This is a genomic window from Flexivirga alba (genome assembly GCF_042661025.1).
GTDB classification, from domain to species: domain Bacteria; phylum Actinomycetota; class Actinomycetes; order Actinomycetales; family Dermatophilaceae; genus Flexivirga; species Flexivirga alba.
Genome location: NZ_JBHSWH010000001.1, coordinates 1 through 12,489 on the forward strand (window position 1 = coordinate 1; position 12,489 = coordinate 12,489).

A 12,489-nucleotide genomic window follows, 5' to 3' on the forward strand; every position below is an offset into this window, starting at 1 on the left:
GTTTGACCAACGGTTTGACAGGTCCATCGACCTAAGGAGAGATGTCGTTATGAGCACTGCTGAGACTTCAGCCAGCTTCCTGACCCAGGAAGCCTACGACCGCCTCAAGGCCGAACTCGACCATCTGTCCGGCGAAGGACGCACCGACATCGCCGACAAGATCGAAGAGGCTCGCCAGGAAGGTGACCTGAAGGAGAATGGCGGCTACCACGCCGCCAAGGAGGAGCAGGGCAAGATGGAGGCCCGCATCCGCCAGCTCGAGGAGTTGCTGCGCAATGCGGTCGTCGGCCACTCCAGCGCGACCGAGGGCACTGTGAGCCCTGGCATGGTCGTCACCGTCGAGATGTTCGGCGACAAGGAGAAGTTCCTCCTCGGCAGCCGGGAGATCGCCGGCGACTCCGCCCTGGACGTCTACAGCGAGAAGTCCCCGCTCGGCGCCGCGATCAACGGCGCCAAGGTCGGCGACAGCGTTTCCTACGATGCGCCCAACGGCAAGACGATCGGTGTCAAGGTGCTCGAGGCAACGCCCTACAGCAGCTGAGCTGTTTGGCTCTACTCCTCGCACGATGAGAGGGGCCGCCCGCGAAACAATTTCGCGGGCAGCCCCTCTTTTCTCCCCGAGCTACTTGGCGACAGCCTTCTTGTATGCCGCCGTCGCGAACGGCAGGAAGATCGCCAGCAGCACGACAGACCAGATCAGCGTGTAGAGGTCAGGGTGCTGCAGCGCCCAGGTGTATGCCGTCTGCTTGTCGATGTCTGCGTGGGTCTGTCCCGGCGCCTGCATCGAGTAGAGGTTGCCGAAATTCTGGCGGGCGGACTGGGTGATCGTCGAAACGGGATTCCAGCCGGCGATGGCCTTCAGAATCGAGGGCATGTTCTGCGAAGGAACGAAGGTGTTGGCGATGAACGTGACCGGGAAGATGACCATGAACGACGCGTTGTTGACGACCTCCGGCGAGCGCACCCGCATGCCGATGTAAGCGAACACCCACGACAGGGCGTAGGCGAAGAACAGCATCAGCGCATAGGCCCACAAGGCATGCAGCGGTCCGTTGTGCAGCCGCCAGCCGATCAGCAGCCCGGTCAGCGACATGACGACGAGCACGACGATGTTGTTGACCACGTCGGTCAGCGTCCGGCCGAAAAGGACCGCGCTGGGGTGCATCGGCAGCGTCCGGAAGCGATCGATCACGCCCTTCTGCATGTCCTCGGCCATCATGTAGCCGGTGATGGTCGCGCCAAAAATTATGGTCTGGGTGAAAATGCCGGCCATCATGAACTCGCGATAGCCGGACTGCACCGAAGCACCCGATCCGGCCAGCGAACCGAACACGTAACCGAAGAGCAGCACGAACATGATCGGCTGCAAGGTGGTGAAGATCAGCAGGTCCGGCACCCGTCGGATCTTGATCAAGTTTCGCTTGGCGACGGTCAGTCCATCACCGATCAGGGTGCCAGTGCGCGGCTCCTCTCGCGTGGCGGGCGATGCCGACACCGCGGTCTTCGCTTCCAGCGGCGGGTTCATGCCGATCCCCTCGTTCCTCGGGTGTCGGCATTCACCTTGAGCCCGTTTGGTCGCTCGCTGCGCTCGCTCATGCCGATCCCCTCGTTCCTCGGGTGTCGGCATTCACCTTGAGCCCGTTTGCTCGCTCGCTGCGCTCGCTCATGCCGGCTTCCCCACGAGCGCTTCGAGGTCGTCCTCGTCGGACTCTGCCTTGTGACCGGTCAGGCTGAGGAAGGCGTCATCGAGAGTGGGTCGACGAATCCCGATGTCCTGCACGGTGATCGAGCTCTCGTCGAAGCTGCGGACCGCTTGCAGGAGTGACTGCGTGCCGCCGGTGACCGGCACGATCAACCTGCGGGTGTGTGCGTCGGTCTCGACCGCCCCGGCACCGACCGTCGCCATGATCTCACCGGCCTCGGGCAGTCGCTCGCCGTCGGCAACGGTGACCTCGAGCCGCTCGCCGCCGACCTGTGCCTTGAGCTCGTCGGCGGTGCCTTCGGCGATGATCCGACCGCGGTCGATGACCACGATGTTGTCGGCCAGCCGGTCGGCCTCCTCGAGGTATTGGGTGGTCAGCAGAACCGAGGTGCCCTGGCCGACGAGGGTGTTGATTACGTCCCACATGTCGCCGCGACCCCGCGGGTCGAGCCCGGTAGTCGGCTCGTCGAGGAAGATCACCGGAGGCCGGGCGACCAACGCACCTGCGAGGTCGAGCCGGCGTCGCATGCCGCCGGAGTAGGTCTTGGCCGGTCGGCTCGCCGCCTCGTCGAGCCGGAACTGCCGCAGCAGCTCGGCCGCGCGCGCCTTGGCGTCCTTGGACGACAGGTGGTAGAGCCGCCCGATCATCTCGAGGTTCTCGCGGCCGGTGAGGTATTCGTCGACGGCCGCGTATTGGCCCGACACCCCGATCTGGCGCCGCACTGCCTGCGGGTCGCGCAGCACATCGGCACCCGCGACCGTCGCCGCGCCCGCGTCTGGGCGGATCAGCGTGGTGAGCATCCGCACGGTCGTCGTCTTGCCCGCACCATTGGGCCCGAGCACCCCCAGCACGCTGCCCTCAGGCACTCGCAGGCTCACGCCATCGACCGCCTTCACGTCCTTGTAATGCTTGACCAGCCCCTCGGCTGTGACCGCGTCGGTCATCTTGTCTCCCTCGTCCCAACTACCCGAAACAACGGTCTCACGGACCACTGACATCCGGCCGATCATTTAGTCGCGACATATCGCGAGTTCGAGACGACGATATATCGCGTTGTGCGTTGCGTCAACGCCATAGCCGTTCTGATCGAGCGGACCCGTAACGCACCGAGCGGACCCGCAAATCATGGCGATTGCGGGTCCGCTCGTTCAGAAGGGGTCCTCTCGATCAGATGAGGGTCATCCGTCGAGGGCTTGCGCGAGGTCGGCGATCAGGTCGTCCGGGTCCTCGATGCCGACCGACAGCCGGATGAGGTCGTTCGGCACCTCGAGCTCCGTGCCGGCGACGCTGGCGTGCGTCATACGACCGGGGTGCTCGATGAGCGACTCGACGCCACCGAGCGACTCGCCCAGCGTCCAGATCTTGGTGCGACCGATCGCGTCAACGGCATGCTGCTCGCCGCCGTCGAGCTGGAAGCTGACCATGCCACCGAACCGGCGCATCTGCTTCGCCGCGATGTCGTGCCCCGGATGACTGTCCAGGCCCGGGTAGTAGATGTGCGTGACGTCCTTGCGGCCGCGCAAATATTCGACGACCTTCTCGGCGTTGTCGCAGTGTCGCTCCATGCGGACGGCGAGCGTCTTCAGGCCACGCAGCACGAGCCACGAGTCGAACGGCCCGGCGATCGCACCCATCGAGTTCTGGTGGAAGTCGACGCGCTCGGCAGCGTCCGAGAACTCTTTGACACCAATGTTTTCGGCCACCACGACCGCGCCACCAACGACGTCGCTGTGCCCACCGGAGTACTTCGTCGTCGAGTGCATGACGATGTCCGCACCGAGGCTGAGTGGCTGCTGCAGGTATGCCGACGCGAACGTGTTGTCAACCGCGAGCAGCGCGCCCGCCTCGTGGGCGATCTGGGCGATCGCCGCGATGTCGGCGATGCCGAGCAGTGGGTTGGTCGGCGTCTCCAGCCAGACCAGCTTTGTGACGCCCGGACGAATCTCACCGCGTATGGAGTCCGCCTGCGACACCTTCGCCAGGCTGTAGTCGACGCCCCACACCTTCTGCACCTTGTCGACGAGACGGAACGTGCCGCCATACGCGTCGGTGGGAATGATCATGTGCTCGCCCGGTCGCAGGATCGCGCGCATGACGCAGTCCTCGGCGGCCAGGCCGGACGAGAACGCGAATCCCTTTGCCCCGCCTTCCAATGCGGCGATGCACTCCTCCAACGCGGTGCGCGTGGGGTTGCCCGAACGGGAGTATTCGTAGCCGTCCCGCAGTCCGCCGACACCGTCCTGCTTGTAGGTGGAGGTCTGGTAAATCGCGGGAACGACGGCGCCGGTGCGGGGATCGGGCTCTTGCCCGGCATGGATGGCGCGTGTGGAGAAGCCGTGCTGATCATTCGTCATGATCCAACCCTACGGTCACGTCGATCTGGCATCGTGACGGTCATGACGAGTGATGTCGACTTCCGTGGGCTCGGTGCCCACCCGCACGATGGAGGAACCCGATTCGGAGTGTGGGCTCCGCACGCCGAGTCTGTCTCCGTGGTCGGTGACTTCAACGACTGGAACGACGCAACGAGTCCGCTCACCCGTGACGGTGATGTTTGGAGTGCAGACGTCGCCGACGCGGCACCTGGGCACGAGTACAAGTTCGCGATCAGCAGTGGCGGCAAGATGTCCCAACGGATCGACCCCTACGCACGCCAGTGCACGAACTCGGTCGGCAACGGGATCATCTATGCCGACAGCACCTTCGAGTGGGGCGACGACAGCTTCCGGTGCCCACCGATGAATGAGCTCGTGATCTACGAGACGCATGTCGGATCGTTCGTCACCGACGGCCAGGGCGTCGGCCGACTCGGCGAGGTTGCCACGAAGCTCGATTACCTGAAGTCGTTGGGCATCAACGCGATTCAGCTGATGCCCCTGATGGAGTTCGCAGGCGACTATTCATGGGGGTACAACCCCGCTCACGTGTTCGCGGTCGAGTCAGCGTATGGCGGGCCCGACGCACTCAAGCGACTCGTCAAGGCCGCCCACGAGCACGGGATCGCCGTGATCATCGACGTGGTCTACAACCACTTCGGCCCCTCCGACCTCGACATGTGGCAGTTCGACGGCTGGAGCGAGAACGACAAGGGCGGCATCTACTTCTTCGAGGACTGGCGGTCGACGACACCGTGGGGCGACACCCGACCGGACTACGGCCGTCATGAGGTGCGCCAGTTCATCGCCGACAACGCGCGCATGTGGCTGGCCAACTACCACGCCGACGGCTTGCGGTGGGACATGACGCCATACATCCGCAGTGTCGACGCGACCGTGGAGAACATCCCCGAAGGACGCGTCATGTGCCGCGAGATCAACGACGAGATCCGCCGCGACTTCCCCGACTGCGTCTCCATCGCGGAGGACCTGCACGGCGATCCGACGGTGACCTCCATCGCGGAGGGCGGTGCCGGGTTCCACTCGCAATGGGACAACCACTTCGTCCATCCGATACGGGACGCGATCATCCCCGCAGATGATGCCGCACGCTCGATGGCGTCGGTCGCCGACGCCGTCACCTGGTCGTATGGCGACGCGTTCGACCGCGTCATTTACACGGAGTCCCACGACGAAGTCGCCAACGGACATGCCCGCGTGCCCCAGGAGGCCGACCCGAACGATCCCACCAGCGCACGAGCCCAGAAGGCATCGGTTCTGGGCGCAGCGCTCACCCTCACTTCACCGGGGATCCCGATGCTCTTCATGGGCCAGGAGTTCCTGCAGGACGAGTGGTTCCGTGACAACGTGCCTCTCGACTGGTCCGGCCTGGGCGAGTTCCACGGCATCGCGGTGCTTCACCAGGACCTGATCCGGCTCCGCCGCAACGCGGACAACACGACGCGCGGGTTGTCCGGCCAGCACGTCGCGGTGCTCGACGCCGACGAGGCCGCCAAGGTGATCGCGTACCACCGATGGATGGACGGCGGGCCAGGTGACGACGTCACGGTCGTGGTCAATCTGAGTGGCGCCACGCACGAGAACGTCGGCGTGCAGTTCCCATCCGCCGGGCGTTGGAAACTTGTCCTCAACACCGACGCCACGGTCTACAGCAGCAGCTTCACCGGCACATGGGTCGGTGATGCCGACGCGCAGGATCACGGCGGTGCGGCGATCGCCCAGGTGACGTTGCCGCCATACACCGCGCTCATCTTCGCCCGCACCGAGTAGGCGCTCGGGCTCAGCCGAGGGCGGAGTTCAACGCCCGCCAGTCGATGCCGCGCGGCGCCCGCTCGACGATCGTCTGCACCAGGCCGAGCCGGGAGGCGCGCAGCACTTCATCGTCCGCCATCAGCATGACGTCGTCGAAGAACTTCGCCAGCGGCGCAACCAACGGCAACGCATCCGGGATCCATTGCCGCAGAGCGTCGTTCGCGTGATTGGGCAGCTCATCGACATACGTGACGAGCGCCTTCTCGGCATCACCGGCCAACAGCGCCCGGTCGTATGACGCAGCCGTGCCGACCGGCACGATGCGGGTGATGCGCTGCACCGCCTCGACCAGGGCCTCGAAGCGGTCGTCCTTGCGCGCTGCGTCGATGTCGGCGAGTGCCTGCGTGGCAACACCAGGGGCCTCGGCCAACGGCGTGACCGCGGAAACCAGGCCGACCGGCACACCTTCGTCGCGCAACTGCTGCGCAAAGCGACCGACGATGAATTCCTTTGCTGCTGCGATGGATTCGTCGGAAACTTCGATGCCCTGCTGCCGCAATCGAGTCGCCGCAGCCGAAAGGCCGGCGTCGACGGTGATGGCACCGAGCTCGCGGTGACCACGCAGGATGGAGACCAAGCCGAGTGCCGCGCGACGCAACGCGAAGGGATCCGACGAGCCAGATGGCTTGGCGCCGATGGCGAACATCGCAGCGAGCAGGTCGAAGCGGTCGGCGAGCGCCAGCACTGCGCCGGGCAACGACTCGGGCAGCGCGTCGCCGGCCGAGCGGGGCAGCTCCATCTCCCAGAGGGCCTGTGCGACTTGCGGGGTCTCCCCCGCCTTGGTCGCGTAGTCCCTGGCCATGAAGCCGGCCAGCGACGACAGCTCGATCACCATCTGCGACGACAGGTCGAACTTCGCCAGCTCACCGGCACGGGCGAGGGTCTTCTCGTCTTCGGCGGAAAGCTCTAGCTGTGAGGCGATTTCGCGCGCAACGTCATTGATCCGGTCGGCGCGGTCGGCCACCGAGCCGAGGCGGTTCTCGAAGGTCAGCTTGCCGATGCCCGACCGCAGGTCGGCCAGCGGCTGCTTCAGGTCCGCGTCATAGAAGAACGCCGCATCCTCGTAGCGCGCCCGCAGCACGGTCTCGTTGCCGAGCTTGACCAGCTCGTCGTCGCAATCACCGTTGGCAACCGTGACGAAGTAGGGCAACAATGCGCCACTGGAATCCCGCACCGGCAGGTAGCGCTGGTGCTTGCGCATCACCGTCGTCAGGATCTGCTCCGGCAGCTCGAGGTGCTTCTCGCTGTAACCACCGAGTATGGCGTGTGGCTGCTCGACGAGGTTGGTGATCTCGTCGACCAGCGCCGACTCACCCTCGAAATCGATTGTCCCGCCGACGCATTCGGCGAGCGCACGCGACTGGTCGATGACCTGCTGGCGACGCGCCGCCGGGTCGATGACCAGCCCATGTGTCTCCAGTACGTTGCGCAACTGGTCGGCGGAATCGACCCGGACCAGCGGCGTCGCATCGGTGCGATGCACGTAGGTGGTGCGACCCGAGGTCAGCTCGGACGCGTGCACCGGCACGACCACGTTGCCCCACAGCGCAACGATCCAACGGACCGGACGGCTGTAGGACAGTTGCGGGTCGTCCCAGCGCATGTTCTTGTCGGCGCGCAGTGCGTCGACGATGCCGCCGATGATCTCGCCGGCCACGGCCAGCACATCGCGGCCCTGTTCGGTGATTTTCACCGCGACGTGCTCGGCACCGTCGAATTCAGCACGCACCAACTCGCTCGGGTCGACCTTCTGTCCACGCGCGAATCCCTGTGCGGCCTTTGTGGGTTCGCCGTTCTCGTCATACGCAGCGGCAACCTTGGGTCCCTTGCGCAAGCTCTCTGCGTCGGGCTCGTGCGCGGCCAGGCCGGCGACGGTCGCGACGATGCGTCGCGGGGTGCCGACGACGTCGATGGCGCCGTGCGTCAGCCGGCTCGCGCCGAAGCGCTCGGTGAGCGACGTGCGGACGAAATCGATGGCTTGATCGACCACGTGCGGCGGCAACTCCTCGACACCGATCTCGACGGCCAGCGTCTGGTCGTCGGTCGGCAACGCGGCCAGGTCGACGTCCTCCGGGTCGTCCGCGGGATGCCGCACGGCAGCACCGGCCAGCACCTTGGGTGCCTCGGTCTTGAGCAGCGGGAAGTCCAGCTCCTTGCGGCGCTCGACCCACAGCTGCGACACGTCCCGCGCCAGCCCGCGCATGGTGGAGAACGCCTTGGCCCGCTCGGTGGTGGAGATGGCTCCGCGCGCGTCGAGCACGTTGAACGCGTGCGACGACTTCAGCACATAGCTGTATGCCGGGACGGGCAGCCGCTGCTCGATCATCCGGGTCGCCTCGGCCACGTAGCGGTCGAAGAACTCCTGGTTGACCGCGACATCGGCGTCGTCCAGGTAGTAGCGCGACATCTCGTACTCCTGCTGGCCGAAGGCCTCGCCATACGTGATGCCAGGTGCGTATTGCATGTCCTTGAAGTGCGAGACACCCTGCTGCGCCATCATGATGCGCTCGATGCCGTAGGTCAGCTCGACGGGGATCGGGTCGAGGTTCTGCCCGCCCACCTGCTGGAAGTAGGTGAACTGGGTGATCTCCATGCCGTCCAGCCAGACCTCCCAGCCGAGACCCCATGCGCCGATCGCCGGCTGCGCCCAGTTGTCCTCGACGAAGCGGATGTCGTGCGCGTGGATGTCGATGTCGAGCGCCTCGAGCGACTCGAGGTAGAGCTCCTGCGGGTTGCCCGGCTCCGGCTTGAGGACGACCTGGAACTGCGTGTGGGTCTGCAGGCGGTTGGGGTTCTCGCCATACCGGCTGTCGTCGGGACGAACCGACGGCTCGACGTAGGCGACCCGCCACGGCTCCGGCCCGAGCACCCGCATCAGGGTGGCGGGGTTCATGGTTCCCGCTCCGACCTCGGTGTTGTTGGGCTGCACGACCATGCAGCCGCGGTCGGTCCAGAACTTCTGGAGGCGGATGAGGGCATCTTGCACGGTCAGCACCGGGACAGGTTACCGAGCGCGGGGCGATCCACTCACGTCACGGCCAAATTTCTATAAACAAGTTTGATTGACAAAAGGGAGAACCAGGAGCAGTCTTCTAAAAGAAGCACATTTGCACGATAGAAGGGAACCGTCATGAACACCTCAACCGCTCCGTCCGACAGATCAGGGGTCCGATCGTCAGTCTTGGACCGCGCACGTCGGGAGCCCGCGTATGCCGCGTTCTGGATCCTGCGGATCGGGTTCGTGGTCCTGCCGCTGTGGATGGGCCTGGACAAGTTCATGAAGGTGCTCAACCCGGACTGGCCCGGCTACCTGGCCTCCTGGATCGTGGACCTACTGCCGTTCTCGGCCCAGACCGCGATGTATGTCGTCGGCGCGATCGAGATCCTCGCGGGCATCATGGTGGCGCTCAAGCCGCGGTATGCCACCTATGTCGTCGCGCTCTGGCTGGCCGGCATCATCATCAATCTGCTGACCTTCTCCGGCTTCTACGACATCGCATTGCGTGACTTCGGTCTGCTGCTCGCCGCGCTGGTATTGGCTCTGTTGGCGTCCGTCTACGACCGGCCGCTTGCCCGTCATACGCAGGTCACGGCGACGACACGGCAGACCGTTCGATGAGCTTGCCGAACACCGATCCCGAGCCGCTCGTCGCGCTCACGGAGGCAGGCGTGTCCATCTGGCTGGACGACCTGAGCCGCGACCTGCTGGCCTCGGGTGGGCTCGCCGACTTCGTCCGCGACCAGCAGGTCAGCGGAGTCACCACCAATCCGTCGATCTTCGCCGCGGCCATCGGCCGCGGCGCGGCACGGCGAACAGCTCGCCGAGCTCGCGACGGCGGATGCCACGGCGAGCCAGGCATTGCGCGCGATGACCACTCGCGACGTGCAGTTGGCGTGCGACGTGTTGCGACCTGTCTTCGACGCGACCGACGGGGTCGACGGGCGGGTGTCGATCGAAGTCGACCCGCGGCTGGCGGACGACACCGACGCGACGATCGCGGAGGCGCGCGAGTTGTGGCAACAGGTGGACCGGCCGAACCTGTTCGTCAAGATCCCGGCCGCGTTGCGGAGCCTGCCTGCAATCACCCGCTGCCTGGCCGAGGGCATCAGCATCAACATCACGCTGATCTTCTCGCTGCAGCGTTATCAGCAGGTCATTGATGCATTCCTGGACGGGATGGAGCAGGCGCAGCGAGCCGGTCGCGACCTGCACGTGATCACCTCCGTGGCGTCCTTCTTCGTCTCCCGGATGGACGCCGAGATCGACGCCCGGCTGGACGCTCTCGGGGATGGGCGCGCACCGGAGCTGCGCGGCCGGGCGGCGATCGCCAACGCCCGTCTCGCCTACCAGCGCTACGAAGAGATGCTGCAGTCTGCTCGATGGGCCGCGCTCGCAGCGGCGGGCGCCCGGCCCCAACGGCCGCTGTGGGCATCCACGTCGACCAAGGACCCGGCATACGACGACACGAGGTATGTCGTCGAGCTCGTCGCGCCGGACACCGTCAACACCATGCCCGAGTCGACGTTGCAAGCGGTCGCTGACCACGGAAGGGTCCCGAAGGACTCGATCCGCGGCACGTACCGGGACGCCCAGCAGACGCTGGAGCAGCTGTCCGCGATCGGCATCGACTACGACGACGTCGTCTCCACTCTCGAGGCCCGTGGTGTGGCGAAATTCCAGGACGCATGGAGCGCGCTGCAGGGCCAGATCGACACCGCCCTGACCGACCTACGCAACCAAGGACGTGTGGACCATGCCTGACCCCGAGAAGTTCGTCGTCGTCGGTGGCGGACTCGCCGGCGCCAAGACCGTCGAGGCACTGCGCAAGCGCGGCTTCACCGGTGAAATCACCCTGTTTGCAGCCGAATCCGAGCTTCCCTACGAACGGCCGCCGCTGTCCAAGGGCTACCTCGGCGATGCCGGCACGTTCGACAAAGCCGTCCTGCACCCACGCAGTTGGTATGACGACGAGCGGATCGACCTGCAGCTGGGCACCCGAGTCACCGCGATCGACCCTGCACGGCACGAGGTGCGCACTGAGGGCGGGGACGTCGCCGGCTACGACAAGCTCGTGCTCGCGACCGGGTCCACCCCGCGGTTGTTGCCGCTGCCGGGTGCCGACGCGCAGCGGGTGTTGACCTTGCGCACCAGGCAGGACGCCGACGTCATCCGCGAATCCTTCGGCGCAGGAAGGCAACTCGTCATCATCGGCGGCGGCTGGATCGGTTTGGAAGTGGCTGCGGCTGCACGGACGGCCGACACCCAGGTCACCGTGCTGGAAGCGGCCGAGCTGCCTCTCCTGGCCGTGCTCGGCCCGGAGCTGGGTGCGGTCTTTGCCGGGCTGCACCGGGAGCACGGAGTCGACCTCCGGCTCGGTGTCAGCGTCACCGCCATACAGACTCAGGACGGCGCTGCAGTCGGCGTGAGCCTGGCGGACGGCAGCATCGTGCCGGCCGACGCAGTGCTCATCGGTGTCGGCGCAGCGCCAAACGTCGAGTTGGCGAAGGACGCCGGTCTGGCCGTTGACGGTGGCGTGCTCGTCGATGCCTCGCTGCGCACCAGCGACCCCGACATCTATGCGGTGGGAGACATCGCAGCACACGACCACCCGTTCCTGCGCTGTCGCATCCGGGTCGAACACTGGGCGACAGCGTTGCACCAACCGACCGCGGTAGCTGCGTCAATGCTCGGTGAGACAACGGAATTCACCGATCTTCCATACTTCTTCAGCGACCAGTACGACCTCGGCATGGAGTACGTCGGACACCCGTCACCGCAGGACCGCCTCGTCGTGCGTGGCGATCTGCCCAGGCGCGAATTCATCGCGTTCTGGATGGACGGCGACGACCACCTGACCGCAGCGATGAACGTCAACGTCTGGGACGTCATCGACGAGATCAAGCCGCTGCTAACAAGTCGCGTCCGGGTCGACCCCGCACGACTTGCCAATGTAGACGTACCGCTGTCGTCGTTTCTGCCGAATCGCTGAGCATCGGCCGACGGGTTCCTTTACTCTTTCTTTACCCGGCGAGCGCGCCGTAGAACCCTCCTCGCCGAAAGATCGATCCTCATGCGTCGTCTTGCACCCACCGTTGTCGCCGTTTCCGTTGCCGTGGGACTGACGGTGCCCCTTGCGGCACCGGCCCACGCAGCCACCACGCTGAAATTTGCCCGCTTCTACGCCGACCAGCCCGGGTCGGACACGCCGTACACGACGACGCGGCTCAACCGGGAGTACATCCAGGTCAAGAACATCACCCGGGCGACGCTCAGCTTGAACGGCTACCTGATCCACGACCGGAAGAACTACCACGTCTACCGCTTCCCGAAGACCTTCCGTCTCGGCGCGGGCAAGACGGTCACGGTGCACACCGGGAGGGGCACCAACACCTCCGCCAACCTCTACTGGGGACTGCGCTCGATGGCGTGGAACAACACCGGCGATACCGCATACCTGATGAAGGGTTCGACGAAGATCACCAGCTGCACCTACACGCCGATCAGGGCGCAGCTTGCCGCGAAGACCGGCTACAAGAACTGCTGACCCGGGAAGGCTTCCGCTCACCTTTTCGTTGTG

The 12,489-nt window shown here is 65.6% G+C and carries 9 protein-coding genes and 1 pseudogene; 6 read left to right on the forward strand and 4 right to left on the reverse strand.

The features are described 5' to 3' along the window. Positions 1 to 49 precede the first annotated feature (49 nt). Positions 50 to 541 carry a transcription elongation factor GreA gene (gene greA / locus ACFQDH_RS00005; RefSeq protein WP_382397290.1) on the forward strand — a complete coding sequence of 164 codons (492 nt, stop codon included), beginning with the start codon at positions 50 to 52 and terminating at the stop codon, positions 539 to 541. Positions 542 to 622: 81 nt separating this feature from the next. On the opposite strand, the gene ACFQDH_RS00010 is transcribed toward greA, so the two are convergent. The 3 genes from ACFQDH_RS00010 to ACFQDH_RS00020 form a co-directional block, all read right to left on the reverse strand. Beyond that, on the reverse strand, positions 623 to 1,525 hold the full coding sequence (locus ACFQDH_RS00010; protein ID WP_382397292.1) for an ABC transporter permease: 903 nt from the start codon (positions 1,523 to 1,525) through the stop codon (positions 623 to 625). A 138-nt stretch (positions 1,526 to 1,663) separates the two neighbouring features. After that, positions 1,664 to 2,647, reverse strand: coding sequence for an ATP-binding cassette domain-containing protein (locus ACFQDH_RS00015; protein ID WP_382397294.1), 984 nt, complete (start codon positions 2,645 to 2,647; stop codon positions 1,664 to 1,666). Positions 2,648 to 2,881: 234 nt separating this feature from the next. Beyond that, the gene (locus ACFQDH_RS00020) at positions 2,882 to 4,057 is read right to left on the reverse strand and encodes a cystathionine gamma-synthase (protein WP_382397296.1); all 1,176 of its coding nucleotides are present in this window, start codon (positions 4,055 to 4,057) and stop codon (positions 2,882 to 2,884) included. A 42-nt stretch (positions 4,058 to 4,099) separates the two neighbouring features. Between ACFQDH_RS00020 and ACFQDH_RS00025 the strand changes: the two genes are divergently transcribed. Beyond that, on the forward strand, positions 4,100 to 5,869 hold the full coding sequence (locus ACFQDH_RS00025) for an alpha-amylase family glycosyl hydrolase (protein ID WP_382397298.1): 1,770 nt from the start codon (positions 4,100 to 4,102) through the stop codon (positions 5,867 to 5,869). A gap of 10 nt (positions 5,870 to 5,879) precedes the next feature. Here ACFQDH_RS00025 and ACFQDH_RS00030 read toward each other — a convergent pair whose 3' ends face one another. Next, positions 5,880 to 8,906, reverse strand: coding sequence for a glycine--tRNA ligase (locus tag ACFQDH_RS00030; protein WP_382397300.1), 3,027 nt, complete (start codon positions 8,904 to 8,906; stop codon positions 5,880 to 5,882). A 135-nt stretch (positions 8,907 to 9,041) separates the two neighbouring features. Between ACFQDH_RS00030 and ACFQDH_RS00035 the strand changes: the two genes are divergently transcribed. The 4 genes and pseudogenes from ACFQDH_RS00035 (at position 9,042) to ACFQDH_RS00050 (ending at position 12,456) form a co-directional block, all read left to right on the forward strand. Further along, complete coding sequence (locus tag ACFQDH_RS00035; protein WP_382397302.1) at positions 9,042 to 9,530, forward strand: hypothetical protein; 489 nt, start codon at positions 9,042 to 9,044, stop codon at positions 9,528 to 9,530. After that, positions 9,527 to 10,673 (forward strand): annotated as a pseudogene (gene tal, locus ACFQDH_RS00040) (transaldolase). The gene ACFQDH_RS00035 and the pseudogene tal overlap by 4 nt, the downstream one beginning before the upstream one ends. Then, a complete protein-coding gene (locus ACFQDH_RS00045) occupies positions 10,666 to 11,901 on the forward strand; it encodes an NAD(P)/FAD-dependent oxidoreductase (RefSeq protein WP_382397304.1) in 1,236 nt (411 codons plus the stop codon). The pseudogene tal and the gene ACFQDH_RS00045 overlap by 8 nt, the downstream one beginning before the upstream one ends. 81 nt (positions 11,902 to 11,982) lie before the next feature. Further along, positions 11,983 to 12,456, forward strand: coding sequence for a lamin tail domain-containing protein (locus ACFQDH_RS00050; RefSeq protein WP_382397306.1), 474 nt, complete (start codon positions 11,983 to 11,985; stop codon positions 12,454 to 12,456). Positions 12,457 to 12,489 lie beyond the last annotated feature (33 nt).

Excerpts from the sequence above, each read along its gene's own strand:
- greA (WP_382397290.1), top strand. The coding sequence starts at position 50 with ATGAGCACTGCTGAGACTTCAGCCAGCTTCCTGACCCAGGAAGCCTAC.
- ACFQDH_RS00010 (WP_382397292.1), bottom strand. The coding sequence starts at position 1,525 with ATGAACCCGCCGCTGGAAGCGAAGACCGCGGTGTCGGCATCGCCCGCC.
- ACFQDH_RS00015 (WP_382397294.1), bottom strand. The coding sequence starts at position 2,647 with ATGACCGACGCGGTCACAGCCGAGGGGCTGGTCAAGCATTACAAGGAC.
- ACFQDH_RS00020 (WP_382397296.1), bottom strand. The coding sequence starts at position 4,057 with ATGACGAATGATCAGCACGGCTTCTCCACACGCGCCATCCATGCCGGG.
- ACFQDH_RS00025 (WP_382397298.1), top strand. The coding sequence starts at position 4,100 with ATGACGAGTGATGTCGACTTCCGTGGGCTCGGTGCCCACCCGCACGAT.
- ACFQDH_RS00035 (WP_382397302.1), top strand. The coding sequence starts at position 9,042 with ATGAACACCTCAACCGCTCCGTCCGACAGATCAGGGGTCCGATCGTCA.
- ACFQDH_RS00045 (WP_382397304.1), top strand. The coding sequence starts at position 10,666 with ATGCCTGACCCCGAGAAGTTCGTCGTCGTCGGTGGCGGACTCGCCGGC.
- ACFQDH_RS00050 (WP_382397306.1), top strand. The coding sequence starts at position 11,983 with ATGCGTCGTCTTGCACCCACCGTTGTCGCCGTTTCCGTTGCCGTGGGA.